The 17,554-nt window shown below is 72.8% G+C and carries 17 protein-coding genes and 2 tRNA genes; 7 read left to right on the top strand and 12 right to left on the bottom strand.

Going from position 1 to position 17,554, the window contains the following annotated elements:
* Positions 1-1,162: ABC transporter permease (locus AC1DP1_RS18060; protein WP_477508006.1), on the top strand; the 1,162-nt coding region annotated here is incomplete at its 5' end.
* Between the two features lie 101 nt (positions 1,163-1,263).
* On the opposite strand, the gene AC1DP1_RS18055 is transcribed toward AC1DP1_RS18060, so the two are convergent.
* The 7 genes from AC1DP1_RS18055 to AC1DP1_RS18025 form a co-directional block, all read right to left on the bottom strand.
* Positions 1,264-1,339 (bottom strand) — tRNA-Ala (locus AC1DP1_RS18055).
* 80 nt (positions 1,340-1,419) lie between these two features.
* Entirely contained in the window at positions 1,420-2,376 is a 957-nt protein-coding gene (gene sepX, locus AC1DP1_RS18050; RefSeq protein WP_477508005.1) for a divisome protein SepX/GlpR, read from the bottom strand.
* 60 nt (positions 2,377-2,436) lie between these two features.
* Positions 2,437-3,000: a GNAT family N-acetyltransferase gene (locus tag AC1DP1_RS18045; protein ID WP_457192384.1), complete on the bottom strand. Its 564-nt coding sequence runs from the start codon at positions 2,998-3,000 to the stop codon at positions 2,437-2,439.
* 53 nt (positions 3,001-3,053) lie between these two features.
* Entirely contained in the window at positions 3,054-3,530 is a 477-nt protein-coding gene (locus AC1DP1_RS18040; protein WP_477508004.1) for a MogA/MoaB family molybdenum cofactor biosynthesis protein, read from the bottom strand.
* On the bottom strand, positions 3,527-4,006 hold the full coding sequence (gene moaC / locus AC1DP1_RS18035; RefSeq protein ID WP_477508003.1) for a cyclic pyranopterin monophosphate synthase MoaC: 480 nt from the start codon (positions 4,004-4,006) through the stop codon (positions 3,527-3,529). The genes AC1DP1_RS18040 and moaC overlap by 4 nt, the downstream gene beginning before the upstream one ends.
* A complete protein-coding gene (gene glp, locus AC1DP1_RS18030) occupies positions 4,006-5,235 on the bottom strand; it encodes a molybdotransferase-like divisome protein Glp (protein ID WP_477508002.1) in 1,230 nt (409 codons plus the stop codon). The genes moaC and glp overlap by 1 nt, the downstream gene beginning before the upstream one ends.
* Positions 5,228-6,643 (bottom strand): UTP--glucose-1-phosphate uridylyltransferase, encoded by a 1,416-nt coding sequence (locus tag AC1DP1_RS18025; RefSeq protein WP_300047191.1) that lies wholly within the window; start codon positions 6,641-6,643, stop codon positions 5,228-5,230. The genes glp and AC1DP1_RS18025 overlap by 8 nt, the downstream gene beginning before the upstream one ends.
* Before the next feature lie 22 nt (positions 6,644-6,665).
* On the opposite strand from AC1DP1_RS18025, the gene AC1DP1_RS18020 reads away from it, so the two are divergent.
* Positions 6,666-7,274 (top strand): 5-formyltetrahydrofolate cyclo-ligase, encoded by a 609-nt coding sequence (locus AC1DP1_RS18020; RefSeq protein WP_477508001.1) that lies wholly within the window; start codon positions 6,666-6,668, stop codon positions 7,272-7,274.
* A 4-nt stretch (positions 7,275-7,278) separates the two neighbouring features.
* Here the strand turns inward: AC1DP1_RS18020 and AC1DP1_RS18015 are convergent, their stop codons facing one another.
* On the bottom strand, positions 7,279-9,981 hold the full coding sequence (locus tag AC1DP1_RS18015; RefSeq protein ID WP_477508000.1) for a penicillin acylase family protein: 2,703 nt from the start codon (positions 9,979-9,981) through the stop codon (positions 7,279-7,281).
* 115 nt (positions 9,982-10,096) lie between these two features.
* Here AC1DP1_RS18015 and AC1DP1_RS18010 point away from each other — a divergent pair, with 115 nt between their 5' ends.
* From AC1DP1_RS18010 to AC1DP1_RS18000, 3 genes are all read left to right on the top strand, one after another.
* Complete coding sequence (locus AC1DP1_RS18010; RefSeq protein WP_477507999.1) at positions 10,097-10,453, top strand: FmdB family zinc ribbon protein; 357 nt, start codon at positions 10,097-10,099, stop codon at positions 10,451-10,453.
* 94 nt (positions 10,454-10,547) lie between these two features.
* Positions 10,548-11,180: an SAF domain-containing protein gene (locus AC1DP1_RS18005; RefSeq protein ID WP_477507998.1), complete on the top strand. Its 633-nt coding sequence runs from the start codon at positions 10,548-10,550 to the stop codon at positions 11,178-11,180.
* Positions 11,181-11,237: 57 nt separating this feature from the next.
* Positions 11,238-11,588 (top strand): MscL family protein, encoded by a 351-nt coding sequence (locus AC1DP1_RS18000; protein ID WP_477507997.1) that lies wholly within the window; start codon positions 11,238-11,240, stop codon positions 11,586-11,588.
* Between the two features lie 151 nt (positions 11,589-11,739).
* Here the strand turns inward: AC1DP1_RS18000 and AC1DP1_RS17995 are convergent, their stop codons facing one another.
* The gene (locus AC1DP1_RS17995) at positions 11,740-11,955 is read right to left on the bottom strand and encodes a hypothetical protein (protein ID WP_477507996.1); all 216 of its coding nucleotides are present in this window, start codon (positions 11,953-11,955) and stop codon (positions 11,740-11,742) included.
* 8 nt (positions 11,956-11,963) lie between these two features.
* Positions 11,964-13,154 carry an LCP family protein gene (locus AC1DP1_RS17990; protein WP_477507995.1) on the bottom strand — a complete coding sequence of 397 codons (1,191 nt, stop codon included), beginning with the start codon at positions 13,152-13,154 and terminating at the stop codon, positions 11,964-11,966.
* Between the two features lie 261 nt (positions 13,155-13,415).
* On the opposite strand from AC1DP1_RS17990, the gene AC1DP1_RS17985 reads away from it, so the two are divergent.
* Positions 13,416-13,491, top strand: a tRNA-Arg gene (locus AC1DP1_RS17985).
* A 26-nt stretch (positions 13,492-13,517) separates the two neighbouring features.
* On the opposite strand, the gene AC1DP1_RS17980 is transcribed toward AC1DP1_RS17985, so the two are convergent.
* Together AC1DP1_RS17980 and AC1DP1_RS17975 are read right to left on the bottom strand one after the other, a co-directional pair.
* On the bottom strand, positions 13,518-14,408 hold the full coding sequence (locus tag AC1DP1_RS17980) for a CHAD domain-containing protein (RefSeq protein WP_477507994.1): 891 nt from the start codon (positions 14,406-14,408) through the stop codon (positions 13,518-13,520).
* Positions 14,409-14,427: 19 nt separating this feature from the next.
* Positions 14,428-15,618, bottom strand: coding sequence for a saccharopine dehydrogenase family protein (locus AC1DP1_RS17975; protein WP_477507993.1), 1,191 nt, complete (start codon positions 15,616-15,618; stop codon positions 14,428-14,430).
* A gap of 52 nt (positions 15,619-15,670) precedes the next feature.
* Here AC1DP1_RS17975 and AC1DP1_RS17970 point away from each other — a divergent pair, with 52 nt between their 5' ends.
* Complete coding sequence (locus tag AC1DP1_RS17970) at positions 15,671-17,548, top strand: beta-propeller domain-containing protein (protein ID WP_477507992.1); 1,878 nt, start codon at positions 15,671-15,673, stop codon at positions 17,546-17,548.
* Positions 17,549-17,554 lie beyond the last annotated feature (6 nt).

Raw genomic sequence — 17,554 nt, 5'->3', positions numbered from 1 at the left:
GCTGCCGCTGCCGCGGCCGATGACCCTGGGGCTCGCGCGCCCGTTCAGCGCACCGGCGCGCGCGGCGGCGATGGTCCTGGCGATCGCGTTCGGCGCCGCTGCCGTGACGCTCGCGGCAGGCCTGGCGACGTCGCTGAACCGGATCCAGGTCGCCGCCGACCACTCGGCGGCCGACCTGGTCGTCGACGGCTTCACGGACGACGGCCCACCTGGTGCCCAGCGCACGCCGAGGCCAGGAACGGAACCGGAGCCCGCCGACCCGGCGGCGGTCGCGGCCGCGCTGGAGGCCGTCTCCGGCACCGCCCGCTGGCTGGGGTACGCCGAGACGGACGTGGTCGTGCCCGGACTGAAGGGCGGGAGCTCATCCCTGGTCGAGTACACCGAGGACCCGGGGTGGGTCGGCTACGAGATCGTCGCCGGCCGCTGGTTCACCCGCCCCGGGGAGGCCGTCGTCCCCACAGAGGTGCTGCGGTCCACCGACAAGGAGATCGGGGACTCCCTCACGCTCACCCGCGACGGGGCGCCGGTGACGTTGACGATCGTGGGGGAGGTCTTCGACCCGGGCAACAACGACGGGCTCGTCCTCACCCAGGCCGACGCCAGCACGACCCTGACCGCCTGGCTCGTCTCGGTGGCCGATGGCACTGACCACAGCGAGTACGCCGACGCGCTCCAGCAGGCGTTGGACCCGCTGGACCTCGCGGCGCACCTGGAGAGTCCAGACGGCGCCGACGAGCTGGTCGTCATCATCGACGCTCTGGCCGGCCTGCTGACCCTGATGCTGGTCACCGTCGCGGGGTTGGGAGTCCTCAACGCTGTCGTGCTCGACGTTCGCGATCGCGTGCACGACATCGGGATCCACAAGGCGCTGGGCATGACCCCACGGCAGACCTTGACGACCGTGCTCTCGTCGGTCGCGCTCGTCGGCCTCGTCGGTGGCCTGGTCGGCGTCCCCTCAGGGGTGCTGCTGCACGGCATCCTGATGCCGGCGATGGGAGACGGTGCCGGGGTCGAGCTGCCCCAGGTCGTGCTCAGCGTGTTCGGACCGTGGGAGCTCGCGATGTTCGCGCTCGGCGGGTTGGTGCTCGCCACGGCCGGCGCGCTGCTGCCCGCCGGGTGGGCGGCGCGGACCCGTACGGCGACGGCCCTGCGGACGGAGTAGCGCACCCGGGTCCTGCCGATCCTCCGGCGGCTGATCGCGGCGCGAGGGCGGAACATGCGAGAACCCGCAGGTCCGGTCGACCTGCGGGTTCTTCGTCGTGCTGGTGGAGCTGAGGGGATTCGAACCCCTGACCTTCTCATTGCGAACGAGACGCGCTACCAACTGCGCCACAGCCCCATGCGCCCGGAGGCGCGACGCCAAGATACACGAGCAGTTCGACGCCGACCCAATCGCCCTGGCGTCCGCCGGAGCCGGACTCAGGCGCCGCTGGCGCGGCGGGTCTCGCCGGCCTCGCGCGCAGCCTTGGCGGACTGCTCGGCCGAGCGTGCGAGGGCCGAGTCGCCGTCGTGGTGGCCGCTCGACCAGACGCCGGTGGACTCGAGGTCGATCGTGGAGACCGTACGCCGCTGGGCGGCCGGCTTGCTGACGTAGGTCGGCAGCGTGGTGGGCACCATGTCCCAGCCGCCGACGACCTGGACCTCGCCGGTGACCACGGCGGGGGCGTCGGCCGCGGGCGAAGCCGTCGCGGGCTCGGCCGGGGAGTCGGGCACGCGGGGCTGGGGCGGGGTGACGGTGATCTCACCGGTCAGGTCGGACTCGTCGAGCTCCTCCTCGACGATCGGCGGCATGCCGATCTCGATCGCGGAGCGGAGGGCGCGCTGGCGTCGCTCGGCGCGCACCGACACCCGGCAGGCGACCAGCCAGGCGACCAGGACGGCCACCGGCACGGCGACCCACGGCCAGGCGACGACCTTCGCGACGGCGAGGCCGACCACGACGGCGTTGGCGAGGAGGACGAGGGAGAGGACGTTGCGGCGGCGCTTCGCGGCCCGGCGGGCGGACGCCCGCTCGGCGACCGGCGACAGGGCACGCGACGGCTGGCTCGACGGCTGACGGGACGGCGCAGGGCCCGTGGAGACGGTGGCGGTGACCTCGCGGGTCACCTCGGTGGTGACCGACGCGGCGACGACCTCGGGCTCGGCGTGGGCCTTGGTCTCGACCGGCGGGCGCAGCGCGGCGCGGATCGGCGAGACGACCAGGCGCGCGTTGCGGCGGTCGACGGGCTCGCGTCGGGCGAGCACGCGCATCGTGTGGGAGAACTTCTCGACGGATCGGCTGCGGACGACCTCGTCGTGGTGCTTGAGGGCCTTGGGGATCAGGTAGACGGCCCACGCCACGGCAAGGGCGACGAAGATGAGAGCGCTCAGGTCCACGTCCGAAGCGTAGGAGCGGGGAGCGTGACCGAGGCGGATGTCAAGTGGTGTGTCGCAGAACTACTGGTGTGACTGGTGGGTCTCGAGCCGCGCGACCACACCCTCAGGGGCCTCCTCGGCGGTGACCGCGAAGATCCGGTGGTCGCGCCACGCCCCGTCGATGTGCAGGAAGCGTGGGGCGTAGCCCACCTGCTCCAGACCGAGCTTCTCCACCACCCGCAGGGAGTTGGTGTTCTCGGGCCGCACGCAGATCTCGATGCGGTGCAGCCCGACGGGGCCGAGGCAGTGGTCGATGACCATGCCCACCGCGCGGGGTGCCACCCCGCGCCCGGCGACCTCGGCGGCGACCCAGTAGCCGATCGAGCCCCACTGCGCCGAGCCGCGCGCGACGTTGCTCACCGTGACCTGCCCGGCGAAGCGGCCCTCGACCTCGATCACGAAGGGCAGGCACTGCCCGAGCTTGGCCTGGTGGAGCAGGGAGCGGGTGACCACCTTGTACGACGACGGGCGCGGCGCGGCACCCGGCGGCACGGTGGCGTCCCACGGCCGCAGCCAGTCGTGGTTGCGGGCGCGCACGGCCTGCCACTCGTCGGCGTCGGACCTGCGCAGCGCGCGGACGACCACGCCCTGCGACTCCAGCCGGGCGGGCCACCCGGGGGCGGTCCCGGACAGGCCGTTCAGTGGTCGCTCCCGACGACCTGCTCGACGGCGTGGCGGACGACGGGCTTGAGGACGCCGAGGCCGTCCTTCACCCCACCCCGCGAGCCGGGGAGGTTGACGACCAGGCAGTCGCCGGCGATCCCGGCGAGGCCACGCGAGAGCATCGCCGTCGGCACGCCCTTGGCCACCCCGGCTGCGCGGATCGCCTCGGCGATGCCGGGCACCTCACGGTCGAGCAGCGGTGCAGTCGCCTCCGGGGTGCGGTCGGTGGGCGTGAGCCCGGTGCCACCGGTGGTGAGGACCAGCCGGGCGCCGGCGGCGACGGCCGCGGCGATCGCCTCGCGCACCGGGTCGCCGTCAGGCACGACGACGGGGTCGCCGCACTCGAAGCCCTGCTCGCGCAGCCAGCCGGCGATCAGCGGCCCGGTCTCGTCGGCGTACGTCCCGGCGGCGGCGCGGTTGGACGCGACGACCACCGCCGCCCGGAGGTTCATCGCTGCCACTCCCCCGAGCGACCGCCGCTCTTGCTCTCGACCCGGATGTCGGTGATGGTCGCGGCCTTGTCGACCGCCTTGACCATGTCGACGACGGTGAGCGCGGCCACCGACACGGCGGTCAGCGCCTCCATCTCGACGCCGGTGCGGTCCGTGGTGCGGACCGTCGCGGTGATGTCGACGGACTCGTCGGTGACCTCGAGGTCGACGGTCACACCGGAGATCGCCAGCGGGTGGCACAGCGGGATCAATGCGGGCGTCTGCTTGGCGCCCATGATTCCGGCGATGCGTGCCACGGCCAGCGCGTCGCCCTTGGGCACGCCCTCGCCGCGCAGCAGCTCGACGACGGCCGGGCTGACGAGCACGCGGCCGGTGGCGGCCGCCGTACGGCTCGTGACGGGCTTGTCACCGACGTCCACCATGCGGGCGGCACCGTGATCGTCCACGTGGGTCAGCCGTCCCTGCGGGTCCCCCATCAGAACTCCTCGTCGAGCTTGCGGATGGCGACCATCTCGCCGGCCGGGATCGCGGTCGTGTCGGCGGGCACCTCGATGAGGCAGTTGGCCGCCGCGAGGTCGCCGATGAGGTGCGAGCCGTGGCCGCCGACGGGCGAGACGAAGGTGCCGCCGCGGTCGGTCTCGTAGTGTCCGCGGACGAGCTGGACCTTGCCCTCCGGCGACGACAGGCCGTGGGTGAGCCGGGCGCGCCCGGCGGGCCGGACGTAGGGCAGCTTGCCCATCATCCGGCGGATCGCGGGCAGCACGAACATCTCGAACGAGACGTAGGACGAGACCGGGTTGCCGGGAAGGGTGAAGACCGGGGTGTCGTCCTCGCCGACGGTGCCGAAGCCCTGCGGCTTGCCGGGCTGCATGCCGACGCCGCCGAACCACATCGAGCCGTGGTGCGACAACGACTCCTTCACGACGTCGAAGTCGCCCTCGCTCACGCCGCCGCTCGTGACGACGATGTCGGCGCGGACGAGCTGGTCGCTCAGCGCCTCGGAGAAGGCGTGCGTCTCGTCGGGCACGATGCCGACGCGGTAGGCGATCGCACCGGCGGCGCGGGCAGCGGCGGCCAGGAGGTAGGAGTTGCCGTCGTAGATCGAGTCGCGGCCCAGCGGCGTACCTGGGTCGCGGAGCTCGGAGCCGGTGGAGATGACCACGACGCGCGGACGGGGGCGGGTGCGGACGGTCGCGCGACCCACGGCTGCGAGCATGCCGAGGTGGCGCGGCCCCAGGACCGTGCCCTCCTCCAGCAGCATGTCGCCCTCGGAGATGTCGTCGCCGGTGGGCCGGATGTGCTGGCCCGGGGTGGCGGCCCGGCCGATCCGCACGCTGGCGACGCCGCGGTCGGTCCACTCGTAGGGCACGACCGTCGTCGCGCCGGCCGGCACCGGGGCGCCGGTCATGATCTTGACCGCGGTGCCCGGCGACAGGGCCAGGATCGAGGACTGGCCGGCCCCGATCTCACCGACGACGGGCAGGGTGACCGGGGTGTCCTCGCTCGCGCCGGCGACGTCCTCGGCGACCACGGCGTAGCCGTCCATCGCGGAGTTGTCGAAGCTCGGTAGCGAGATCGGGGCGACCACGTCCTCGGCCAGGGCGAGACCGAGGGCCTCCATCAGGGGCTGCGGGAAGGCCGGCAGCGGGGAGACCGTGGCGAGGATGCGCTCGACGTAGTCGGCAACGGGCAGCAGGTCAGCCATCGGTGTCCTGGGCCGGGTCCTGCTCGCTCAGGACGGTGCCGCCCTCGACGCGCTGGGCAGACGAGGCGCCGAGCGCGACGTCGCCGACGACGCGCACGCCCTTGCCGAAGGTCCAGTCGCCCTCGACGGTGAACGACTCGGCCTCCCGCAGCGACGGGGCGCCCTCGGGGAAGCGCTTGTCGAAGTCGCCGACCAGCTTGTAGAAGTCGCCGTCCAGCGACACGAACGGCACCTCGTCGCCGGTCTGGTCGAGCACGAAGTCGCGGCCGAGGTCGTAGACGTCGGAGCGCAGCACGAGCAGGTCGTCGGTGGTCTTCACCGGGACGAAGCGGTCGCGGCCGACCTCGATCGTGAGCGCGCCCTCGAACACCTCGATCGCGGCGCCCATCGCCGTCTCGATCTGGATGACCTCCGGCGTCGAGCTGTCGGCCGGGTCGAGGTGCTTGACGTTCTTGATCAGCGGCAGGCCGAGGATGCCGCCCCGGGCGTCGAGCGCGTCGACCATCGCCTGCAGGTCGAACCACAGGTTGTTGGTCGAGCAGTACTTGTGGCGGTTGAGGTCGGCCAGCGCGTCCTTGTCGGCGTCGAGCGTCTGCGCCGACTCGCGCAGCACGATGCGGCCGTCGGCCTTGCGGCGGGCGAAGTGGCCGCCCTTGCGGTCCGAGGGCGTACGACGCACGGCCTCGATGGCGAACGGCGCCCCGCTCTGGGCGAACCAGCCGGCCACCCGCGCGTCGGGCACGGCGCCGAGGTTGTCGGAGTTGGAGACGAAGACGTAGCGGTAGCCGGCGTCGAGCAGCCGCGCCAGCAGGCCGGTGCCGCGCAGCGCGGTGTAGATGTCGCCGTGACCGGGCGGGCACCACTCGAGGTCGGGGTGCTTCGGGTAGGCCGCGGGCATCAGGTCGGCGGCGAGGAGCTTGGGCTCCTTGTTCTGCAGGAACTCCAGCGGCAGGCCCTCGACCGGGAGGTCCTCGTAGCGGGCGAGCGCGGCCATCGTGTCGGACGAGGTGCGGAAGGAGTTCATGAACAGCAGCGGAAGCGTGGCGTCGTACTCCTTGCGGAGGTGCAGCACCTGCCGGGCGATGATGTCGAGGAAGCTCAGCCCGCGGCGCACGCACAGCAGCGACTTCGCACGCTCCATGCCCATCGACGTGCCGAGGCCGCCGTTGAGCTTGATGACCGCGGTCTTGCGGATGGCCTCTGCGGCGTCGCCCTCGGCGACCTCGACGTCGGCCAGCGACTCCATGTCGAGGGGCTCGATCGAGCCCTCGGCGATCATGCCGGTCTCCCCGTGCTCGAGGAGCCGGTAGTAGTGCGCGAACGTGTCGATCGCAACGTCGTCCACGCCGGCCTGGCGCATCTTCTCGCGCGCGAGTGCGAGGCCCTGCGGGTTGCCCTTGCTTGCCATGGTTCGATCGTAGGCTGCCGGTGTGGGACCGGGACACTCGGCGGCGAAGACCGCACTGCGCGACCAGGTGCTGGCTGCCCGGAAGCGGCGCCCGCTCGAGGCCGGGGCCGGGTTCGCGGCGTCCGTCGCCGACGTGGCGCTCGCGTGGGAGCCGGTCCGGTCCGCCGCCACCGTCGCGGCGTACGTCTCGGTCGGCAGCGAGCCCGGCACCGGCCTCCTGCTCGACGCGCTCGCGGCAGCCGGCAAGCGCGTGCTGCTGCCGGTGGTGCTGCCGGGGCTCGACCTCGACTGGGCCGTCTACACCGGTCGGGAAGGCCTCGCCCCCGCGGTGCGCGGCCTCCTCGAGCCGACCGCACCACGACTCGGGCGCGAGGCGATCGCGCAGGCCGACGTCGTCCTCGTGCCGGGCACCGGGGTCTCGCTGTCCGGCGCGCGGCTCGGCCAGGGCGGCGGGTGCTACGACCGCGCCCTGCCGCGCGTCTCCCCCGGCACCCCCGTCGCCGTGCTGCTGTACGACGACGAGGTCGGGCTCGCCGTGCCCGCCGAGCCCCACGACGTGCGGGTCGGCTTCGCGCTGACGTCGCGCGGTGTCGTGGCGCTCGGGCCTGCGGGATCCCCGGATATCCGGTGATCACTCACTCGGCGGGCGTGAGCACCAGGGTGTCGGCGGCCGCCGCCTGCACGGCCTCGCGGGTGAAGGCCCAGGGCAGCGTCTCGCCGTCGACGTAGAGCTCGGTCTGGTCGGAGTAGTGCGACGACGCCGGGTGCCCGGAGACGCCGGTGAGGTTGATCCACCGCGACTCGTCCCAGTCGCCGAGCGAGACGACCATCCGCATCGACGGCGCGGCGGTGACCTCGAAGCCCTCGACGGCGTTCCAGGACGTGGCGTCGACGATGGACGAGCCGCCGCCCACCTCCCAGCCGTTGCGGTTGAAGAGGCGCTCGACCGGCGCGACGCCCGACTCGCCGAGCGTGGGGTTGCGGAGGTTCATGCGGTGCAGGCGGCCCCACTCCCACAGGCGCGGGTCGCGGGACTGGCGGCGGGTCATCTCGTCGCGGGCGTCGATGAGCGAGGCCCGCAGGATGTCGTCGCGGGTCTCGACCGTGTCGTCGGTGGTCACGTCGTCCCACCACGGGCCGGCGGGCTCGGACAGCATCTGGGTGACCACGCGGAACCACCGGTCGCCGCCGTCGGGCCAGGTGCGCTGCCGCAGCTCGTCGTGGAAGGTCTTGTCGAGGACCGTGCGCCACACGACGTTGAAGTAGGCCGCGGCCGCGCTGTCGACCGGCGAGGTGAAGTCCCAGTCGCGCAGCAGGTTCTGGGCGTTGCGGTAGTAGGGGGACGGCAGAGCCTCGACGTCGAGGAGGTAGGGCACCAGCGTCTCGGCCATGGGGTTGGTGGAGTCGAGCTGGAGCCCGGCCATCTCCGAGACGGACAGCTCGCCCTCGCTCTCGAGCACCTCGCGGATGCGCGTCGAGCGGTAGCCGTAGTCCCAGTCCTTCGTCAGGAGGTAGGGGTAGCGCTCGTCGATGACGGCCTGGTTGGCCGTCACGATGAAGCCCTCCTCCGGGTCGAGCACGCTCGGCAGCCCGTCGAAGGGGATGTACTCGCCGGTCCAGTCGTTGGCGCTGATCCAGCCCTCCACGGGCATGGTGCCGTCGTTGCCGGCCCGGCGGATCGGGATCCGGCCGGGCGACTGGTAGCCGATGTGGCCCTCGCGGTCGGCGTAGACGAGGTTCTGCGCCGGCACGGAGAAGTCGGCGGCGGCCGCCCGGAAGGAGTCCCAGTCGGAGGCGCGGTTGAGGGCGAGGATCGCGTCGGCGGTCGGCGCCGGCTCGAGGGCGGTCCACGCCAGCGCGACGGCGTAGCCGCTCCCCCGCTCGCCCGGCTCGTCGGTGGGTGCGTTGGCGCCGACGGTCGCGAACTCCGTCGAGACGTCGCTGATCAGTGGCCCGTGGACCGTCTCGCGCACGCGCATCTCGACGTCGTCCTCGCCGCGCACCTTGATCGTCTCGGTGTGCACCTCCATCGCCTCGGTCGCGCCGTCGCGGACGTAGCGGTCGTCGCCCTCGGTCTGCTCGAGGAAGAGGTCGGTGACGTCGGGGCCGAGGTTGGTGAAGCCCCAGGCGATGTCGGCGTTGTGGCCGATGACCACGCCCGGCACCCCGGAGAACGTGAAGCCCGACGTGTCGAGCGTGCAGTCGGCCGTCCGCGCGCGGCAGTGCAGGCCCATCTGCATCCAGATGCCGGGCTGGCTGATGCCGAGGTGGGGGTCGTTGGCCAGGATCGGCTCGCCGGTGGCGCTGTGCTCCCCGTCGACGACCCACGAGTTGCTGCCGATCCCGCGGCCCTTGCCGATGAGCTCGGGCATCGCGTCGAGCCGGTCGCGCACCCGCTCGAGGGCCGCGACGACGCCGGGCGCGTACGCCGGCCGGCGGGGGTTGCGGGTCGCGTTGCCCGAGGCGTTCTGCTCGAAGACTCCGTCGACGACCCCACCGCCACTGACGATCGGCGGATGCTCGTCGAAGGGATAGGCGGGCCACAGCGAGGCGATCTCGTCCTCGGTGTGGTCGAGCGAGAGCAGCACCCGGTCGACCTCGGCGTCCATGTTGCCGCGCAGGTCCCACGCCATCGCCTTGAGCCAGGCGAGCGAGTCGATCGGGTCCCACTCCGCCGGGGAGTAGTCGAGGCCGGTGAGCCCCAGCACGCTGTACTCCACCGCCAGCTGCGACGGGCTGCGGTCGGCGATGTAGGCGTTGACCCCGGCGGCGTAGGACGTCAGCGCGTCACGCGTCGCCGGCTCCAGCAGCGCCCACTCGCGCTCGGCGACGCGTCGCCAGCCCATCGTGCGGATGAAGCGGTCGGTCTCGAGGGTGTCGGGGCCGAAGATCTCCGAGAGCCGGCCCGCGGTGACGTGGCGGCGGAAGTCCATCTCGAAGAAGCGGTCCTGCGCGTGCACGAAGCCCTGCGCGAACATCAGGTCGTCGTCGGTGTCGGCGTAGACCTGCGCGATGCCCTGCTCGTCGCGCACCACCTCGACGCTCGCCGACAGCCCGGGAACCTCGATCTCACCGTCGGTCTGCGGCAGCGGGCGGCGTACGACGACCACGGACACCGCGGCGAGCACCAGGAGCAGCACCACGAGGCCCAGCGCGGTCCACGCCGTCCAGCGCACCGCCCGGGGCGCACGCTTGAAGGCCTGCCAGCGCGAGCCGCGGACGGGCTCATTGGTCTGCTCGGTCGTGGCAGCCGAGGCAGCGGCGGCGGGGGCGGAGTCGGGGGTGGAGTCGGGGGTGGAGTCGAGGGTGGAGTCGGGGGTGTCGGCAGGCTCGGTCATCGCTCGACCATTGTGCCGTACCATTGGCAGTCGAAGGGCCCGAGTGCCAGCGCGTCGCGCCGGCCCGGCCGATCCCGCACCACCGTCGCTGCCCCGACGCTCCCAGAGGACCCACATGCCGACCTACCAGTACGCCTGCACCGAGTGCGGCCACTCGTTCGAGCAGTTCCAGAGCTTCAGCGAGGACGCACTGACCGTCTGCCCCCAGTGCGACGGCCGGCTGCGCAAGCTCTACAACGCCGTGGGCGTGGTGTTCAAGGGCTCGGGCTTCTACCGCACCGACAGCCGCGCGGAAGCGGGCTCCTCGACGCCGGCTTCGTCGTCCACCGGCGCCGGCACCTCCTCGTCCTCGACCCCGTCGACCAGCACGACGAGCTCGTCGTCCAGCTCGTCGTCGGGTTCCTCCTCCAGCTCGTCGTCCAGCTCGTCGTCCAGCTCGTCGTCCAGCTCGTCCTCCAGCTCGTCCGACTGACCCACCGCGGGTCGAGGAGGTCGCGCAGCGACCGTCACGAGACCCCTGTGGAGAGGCCGAGCGGGCGGCGGGCGCCCCGGCCTAGCGTCGGTGCATGTTCCCGGGACTCCCGCCGGCCAGGCGCCGGCTGCGCGCCCTACGCCACCAGCTGCGGCGCCGTCGTCGGCTGATCGCCGCCGCGCTCACCGCCGTCGCCGCCCTCGGCGCGCTGCGCACCCTCGCGCCGCCGCCGGCCGAGACCGTCGAGGTGCTGGTCGCCGCGCGCGACCTGCCCTCCGGGTCGCTCCTCGCCGACGACGACCTCGTCACGCGCGAGTGGCCGGCAGACCTCGTCCCGGGCCGGGCCGCGTCCGCTCCGGCCGGCCGGGTGCTGGCCGCGGCGATCGGCCGCGGCGAGGTCGTGACCGACGTACGCCTCGTCGGGCCGGGCCTGGCGCTCGCCCAGCCCGGGGAGACGATCGTGCCGGTGCGGCTTCCCGACGCCGGCATGGCCGCCCTGCTGCACGCCGGCGACGAGGTCGACCTGCTCGCCACCGATCCGGGCACCGGCGACGCGTCCCTCGTCGCGCGGGACGTCACCGTCCTCGCCACGCCGACGGCCGTGCCGGACGGGCCCGCAGGCGGGTCGGGTGGTGCGCTCGTCGTGGTCGGGGCGAGCGCCGAGGAGGCGGTCACGATCGCTGGCGCGTCGCTGACGAAGTACCTCACGGTGTCGTGGAGCCGATAGCGTGACGTTCGTTCACGTCCTCGGCCCTCTCGGGCCCCCACCAGAGGGAGATCCAGCATGAGCGGCTTCAAGGCCTTCGTCCTCAAGGGCAACCTGATCGAGATCGCCACCGGCCTCATCATGGCGCTCGCCTTCGCAGCGGTCGTCACCACCTTCACCGCGTGGCTCACCGGCCTGCTGCCCAGCTCGGATGAATTCTTCACCGACGAGACGGGCAGCTTCGGTGCCTTCCTCAACGCCCTGATCGCGTTCCTCATCATGGGCGCGGTCGTCTACTTCTTCATCGTGGTGCCCTACACCAAGGCCCGCGAGCGCTTCTTCCCCACCGAGGAGGCCGGTGCGGCGCCCGACGTCGCCCTCCTCGAGGAGATCCGCGACCTGCTCCGCGCCCGCGGCGGGGCCGTCTGACCCTCGTCCGCCAGGACCTCGTGCGGCCCGTCCCCGAGCGGGGGCGGGCCGTTCGTCGTCCCGCCGCGGGTGCGCGTCCCGCCGGGCGGTGGCTGACCCACATTCCCAGGCGTACGAACGTGGCTGAGCCACCGCTCGAGGTGGAGAAGGATCAGCCGTGGTGGGGCGGCACCTGGTCGCGATACCAGTCGTCGCCCATGCCCGAGCGGTCCTCGCCCGGGTCGCGGTCGTCGCTCGTCTGGTCGGGACCGCTGTCGCCGAAGACCGCCGCCAGCCGGCGGCGGCGCTTCCACTCGGGCTCGCGCTCGGCGGGCTCGGCAGGCGCCTCAGCCTCGGCGTCCGGCTCGGCAGGGGTGTCAGGATCCACGGGAGCGGTCAGGCGCAGATGCCCGGGACGGGGTCGGGCTCGTTGGTCGCGGGCGCCTCGGGAGAAGCGGTCTCGCTCGGCGAGGCCGTCTCGGACGGGGTGTCCGACGGGGTCTCGGACGGGGTCTCGGAGGGGGTCCCGGACGGACTCTCGCCGTCCGCGCTCGGCGACGGCGTGTCGGAGGATCCGGGCGGTCCCTCGGCGCTCACCGAGTTGCCACCGAGCAGCCGCGGCGGGATGACCTTGTCCTCGTTGATCAGCTTCCAGATCTGCTCCGCCTCCGGCGTCCACTTGACCTTGCCCCAGAACTCGGAGTCGCGCGGGTAGTACTCGGTCGGCAGCGTCACGAACTGGACCTTGTCGAGGCCGATGCCCTGCAGCTGCATCGCCACCTTGCCCAGGCGGGTGACCGAGGCGAACTCCTCGTCGGTGGTCAGCGACTTGGTCGCAGCGTCGAGGAACTTCACGACCTTGTCGAGCCGGGTCAGCGTGCCCGCCGACTGCACCTCGCGCACGAGGGCGCCGATGAACTCCTGTTGGCGCCGGATGCGCGAGAGGTCGTTCTGCTGGAGCTGCTCGCCGACGTAGCGAGCGCGGACGTAGTCGAGGGCCTCGTCGCCCGAGAGGACCGACGGGTTGCCCTTCGGCACGAAGATCTGGTGCTCGCGGTCGACGATGTCCTCGGGCACGCAGACCGGGACGCCGCCCACGGCGTCGACCATGTCGCCGAAGCTGGCGAAGTCCACGACGATGAAGTGGTCGACGAAGATGTCGGTGTTGGACTCGAGCTGGTCGAGGGTGCAGACCGGGCCGCCCACGCCGTAGGCGGCGTTCCACATCACGTCGGTCGCAGCGGCGGACTCGCCGGCGTTGCACTCGGGGCGGTCGATGATCGAGTCGCGCGGGATCGAGACGGCGTACGCCCGGCTGCGGTCCGCGGAGAGGTGCACGAGGATGGTGGTGTCGGAGCCGCCGCCGCCCTCCTTGTCGATGTCGCAGCCCTCGCAGTCGCGCGAGTCGGAACCCATCACCAGGATGTTGAGCGGCTCGCCGTTGCCGGTGAAGACCTTCTCGGGCCGCTCGTCGTCGCCGAGCGCGTCGAGCGAGAGCCCCTCGATGTTGCCGTTGAGGTGGCGGATGAAGTAGACGGTGCCGAGCCCGGTGATGAGTGCGAGCACGAGCGCGCTGATCAGGACCACGCGGCCGACGGTGTGCTTGCGGGCCACTTTCCCCCGGCGCTTGGGTGCGCCGTCGGACGGCTCAGGGCGCGGCTCGTCCGACACGGGCTCACCTTCGTTGGGGTGGGGAGGGGCTGACCGGACTGAACCTACTTCACCACAGCAAGATTTCCGCTCCCGCCGAGCAGCAGCCGCGCCGGGCAGACGCCCTGCTGATGCCCGACGGCGTACGACGTCGTGGCAGGATGCTTCCCGCCGCGCCACCTCGGGTGCCGCGGTGCCGCCCCAGTAGCTCAGTGGATAGAGCAGCCGCCTCCTAAGCGAAAGGTCGCAAGTTCGACTCTTGCCTGGGGCACCAGAACCACGTGTATCGCCCGCCCGGTACTAGTGCTTCCGGATCCTGTGGTCCTCCACGTGGGTCCACGCGTGCTCGAAGTCCACGGTCGCCGCTGCGGCGCGGGCCTCCTCGATCGCGTGCAGGCGGCCGAGGGTGAACCCGTTCATCCCGTCGAGGTGCATGCGCGCGCCCTGCTCGCGCAGGAACCTCCGCGACATCACCGTGTCCTGGTGCTCCCCCAGCGCCTGCTGCACCTCCTCGGCAGCGGAGGCCAGCCCCTCCGCCGGCTCTCCCAGGGCCGGGACTGCCAGCTCGGCGGCGTAGCGCAGCCGCTTCGCCTTCTTGCGCGCGTTGTGGAGCGCCGTGTCGTGCGCCTCGCCGGCCTCGGCCTGCCGAGCGGCCCGGACCGCGCGCCGCAGGCGCCTGGCGTCGCGACGGAGCAGGCGGGGGATCACGTCGCCCGCCGGCCCGGCGGCCTCCTCCGTCATCGGGAGGTCGCGCACGAGATCGTCGAGGTCGCCCAGCAGGCGGTCGTAGCGGGAGTCCCCCAACGCGTCGAGCGCTCGCTCGCGCCCACGCTGCTCGGCAGCGCTCAGCTCGTCGTCGATCAGGACGTCCACCGGCCCCATCACGAGCTCCGGAGGCTGGGTCGAGACGAGGAGACGGAGCCGCTCCCGAAGCACCTGGGCGTCGCGGGCGCCGCTCAACGCGCGTCCGAGCCAGCGCAGCTCGTCACTGAGGGCAGCGGTGCTCTCCTCGAACAGCGGCTGACACGTGCGGAGCGCCGTTCGGAGCCGTCGTGCGGCGATGCGCATCTTGTGGACGGCACTCGTCTCGCCCGACCGGACCCGGGCCCCCTCCTCGTGCAGCCGGGCGACGTTCTCGGCCAGGTGGGTGCGCACCACCTCGACAGCCGTCCCGTGCCCCTGGCCCGTCATCACCCCATCATCCGGCAGGTCAGCCGGCGAGCGTCTCGAAGCGGATCCCTGCCTTCTGCAACCGGTCGAGCAACGCATCGCCCATGGCCTGGGCCGGCGTGACCTGTCCGGCCGTCCCGGGGTTGTCGTCGAGGGCGAGGCACAGCGCGGCCTCGCCCAGCATCTTGGCGGTCTCGGTGTAGCCCGGGTCGCCGCCGGAGACGCGGGTGCGAACCGTCTGCTCTCCGGCCTCGCCGAGGAAGTCGACGGTGAACCACGACTTCGCGCGCTTGGCGTCGTCGGGCCCGGAGCCCTGCGGCACCTTGGACGTGATGAGCTCGCGCAGCGGCTTCACCTGGGCGGCGAGGGTCAGCGCGCCGACACCCACGGCACCCCCGGCGGCGTAGCGCAGGGTCTTGGTGCCGACCCAGTGGGAGTAGCGGAACTTCGGACCGTACGACGCCAGCGCGGCGCCGGTGCGCGCCACGATGATCGGGTCGATCGTCGGCAGCGGGAGCAGCCAGTAGCCGAGCACCGGGTCGCGGTGGGGCTTGCCGCGCACCGCCCGCGACGACCGTCCCTCGGGTCGTGCCTCGGCGCGCCGGCGGGCGGCGTACGTCGCGCGCATCTGCTTGGCCCGGGCGAACTGCTCCATCGCCGAGTGGAACGTGCCGCCCGAGAAGGCGCCGCCGGACCGGACGACGCCGCGCACCGAGATCGGCTCGTCGTCCGGCAGCTGCTGCACGGTGTAGTAGGCGCCCAGGTCGTGCGGGATGGAGTCGAAGCCGCAGGCATGGACGAGGCGGGCGCCGGTGCGCACCGCGGTCTGGTGGTGCTCGAGGAACATCCGGTCCACGAACTCCGGCTCGCCGGTGAGGTCGAGGTAGTCGGTGCCGGCCTCGGCGCAGGCGGCGACCAGGGGCGCCCCGTGCTCGAGGTAGGGCCCGATCGTGGTGGCGACCACGCGGGCGCGGCGGGCGATGTCGGACAGGGCCGCGGCGTCGGTCGCGTCGGCGACCAGCACCTCGACGTCGTCCGCCCCGGCCTCGGCGAGCCGTCGGCGTACGGCCTCGAGCTTGTCCGCATTGCGACCGGCGATCGCCCAGCGCAGCCCGGCTGGCGCTGCGTCGGCGAGGTAGTCGGCGGTCAGCCCGCCGGTGAACCCGGTGGCACCGAAGAGGACGAGGTCCAGGTCGCGGTCGGGGCGGCTGTCGGCGCGGCGGTCGCTCATCGCGCCATCGTGTCACGCGGAACCGCGCTCACTGGGGTCCCGTCCCACCGCCATGCCCACTGCGCAGCGCGTTCGCAACCTCGTCACCGGTGCCACGGTCGCCACCAGCCTCGCCGCAGCCGTCGGCGTCGGCTACGCGCTGGGCAACGACCCCGATGGCGGCGGCCGCCCGCCCGGCTCGCCGCCGATCGTGCTCGCCAACGCCGACCTCACGGTCGCCGCGGGGTGCGACGAGCTCCTCGCCTCGTACGTCGACCGGGCGCTCGAATCGGTCGGTCCCTACGGCTGGGGCGGCGACGTCATGTACGACGTCATGACCAGTGGAGACGCCGCAGGATCCGCGGCGGCGCCCTCCTCGGAGGCCGCCCGGTCGTCGGTCAGCACGTCGCGCAGCACCAGCAACGAGTCCGGCACCAACGTCCAGGAGGCCGGCGTCGACGAGGCCGACGTGGTGAAGGTGTCCGGCAGCCTGCTCCTGCGGCTCCGCGACGGCGAGCTGCTGGCGTACGACGTCTCGGGCGACGAACCGCGCCTGCTGTCCTCCACCCGCCTCGAGGACGCGCGCGGCAGCAGCGGGTGGGTCGGCGATCCCGGCGGCGAGATGGTCCTCGTCGACGGGCGCGCGGTGGTCACCGGCACCTCGACGGACGGGATGTCGACGACGATCACGACGGTCGACCTCGCCGACCCCACCTCGCCCACGGTGGTCGACGCGACCACGGTCCGGGGCCGGGCGTCGGCGGTGCGCCTGCACGACGACGTCGTGCGTGTCGTGCTGCAGAACGGCCTGCCCGAGCTCGACTTCTCCGCCCCCGACGGGACCCTGGGCCAGCTCCGGGCGCGGCTGAGCAACCGCGCGCTCGTGCGCGACACCACGCTGGCCGACTGGCTCCCCACGGTCGACGGCGCACCGGTCGTCGACTGCGAGGACGTCGCGATCCCCGACGACGACCTGGCCCTCGGCACCACCACCCTGCTGGCCTTCGACCCCGCCGAGCCGACCGCGCGCAGGACCACCGCCGTGGCCACCGACTCCGCCATCTCCTACTTCTCGACCGACCGGTTCTACCTCGCCGCGTCCGCACCCCAGTGGGGCTGGGTCGACTGCATGAACTGCCGCCCGGCCGGCTTCCCCGGCACCGACGGCACGACCCCCCTCTTCGCCTTCGCCCTCGACGGGACCGACGCGACGTACGTCGCCTCGGGCGAGGTGGAGGGCACCATCGCGGACCGCTGGTCAATGGACGCCGTGGGCGGCTCGCTCCGCGTCGCGGTCGGGCCGAGCAGCGAGACCGGCAACTTCAACTCGGTGCTGACGCTCCGCGAGGAGGGCTCGGAGCTCGTCGAGGACGGCCGGGTCGACCAGCTCGGCGTCGGCGAGGAGATCAAGTCCGTGCGGTGGTTCGACGACCTCGCCATCGTGGTCACCTTCCGCCAGACCGATCCGCTCTACGCGATCGACCTCAGCGACCCCACCGCGCCGCGGCTGGTGGGCGAGCTGAAGATCCCCGGCTTCTCCGAGTACCTCCACCCGCTCGGCGAGCAGCGGCTCATCGGGATGGGCCAGGATGCCACGCTCGACGGCGTCACCCGCGGCGCACAGGCGGCGCTCTTCGACGTCACCGATCTCGCCGCCCCGCGCCAGCTCGACGTCGTCCGCTACGACGAGGGCACGCAGGCCGGGGCAGCGACCGACCCGCGCCAGTTCACCTGGCTGCCCGAGCAGCGCACGGTCCTCACCGTCGTCAGCCAGGGCTGGACCGGCACCACCGGCTGGGTCTCGGTCCTCTCGCTGGCCGACGGGTCGATGAGCAACCGGATGGTCGAGGTGGAGCACGGCACCGACGTCGCCGACGTACGCCTCGTGCCCCTCGCCTCCGGCAAGGTCGCGCTCGTGACGGGCGAGGACGTCACGTTCTTCGCCCTGTGAGCGACG

This window comes from Nocardioides sp. P4_G10, from assembly GCF_056401175.1.
This window is presented reverse-complemented; position numbering and strand designations above follow the sequence as displayed.

Excerpts from the sequence above, each read along its gene's own strand:
- AC1DP1_RS17970 (WP_477507992.1), top strand. The coding sequence starts at position 15,671 with ATGCCCACTGCGCAGCGCGTTCGCAACCTCGTCACCGGTGCCACGGTC.
- AC1DP1_RS18005 (WP_477507998.1), top strand. The coding sequence starts at position 10,548 with ATGTTCCCGGGACTCCCGCCGGCCAGGCGCCGGCTGCGCGCCCTACGC.
- AC1DP1_RS18010 (WP_477507999.1), top strand. The coding sequence starts at position 10,097 with ATGCCGACCTACCAGTACGCCTGCACCGAGTGCGGCCACTCGTTCGAG.
- AC1DP1_RS17975 (WP_477507993.1), bottom strand. The coding sequence starts at position 15,618 with ATGAGCGACCGCCGCGCCGACAGCCGCCCCGACCGCGACCTGGACCTC.
- AC1DP1_RS18040 (WP_477508004.1), bottom strand. The coding sequence starts at position 3,530 with ATGAACCTCCGGGCGGCGGTGGTCGTCGCGTCCAACCGCGCCGCCGCC.
- AC1DP1_RS18025 (WP_300047191.1), bottom strand. The coding sequence starts at position 6,643 with ATGGCAAGCAAGGGCAACCCGCAGGGCCTCGCACTCGCGCGCGAGAAG.
- AC1DP1_RS18000 (WP_477507997.1), top strand. The coding sequence starts at position 11,238 with ATGAGCGGCTTCAAGGCCTTCGTCCTCAAGGGCAACCTGATCGAGATC.
- moaC (WP_477508003.1), bottom strand. The coding sequence starts at position 4,006 with ATGGGGGACCCGCAGGGACGGCTGACCCACGTGGACGATCACGGTGCC.
- AC1DP1_RS18015 (WP_477508000.1), bottom strand. The coding sequence starts at position 9,981 with ATGACCGAGCCTGCCGACACCCCCGACTCCACCCTCGACTCCACCCCC.
- AC1DP1_RS17980 (WP_477507994.1), bottom strand. The coding sequence starts at position 14,408 with ATGACGGGCCAGGGGCACGGGACGGCTGTCGAGGTGGTGCGCACCCAC.
- glp (WP_477508002.1), bottom strand. The coding sequence starts at position 5,235 with ATGGCTGACCTGCTGCCCGTTGCCGACTACGTCGAGCGCATCCTCGCC.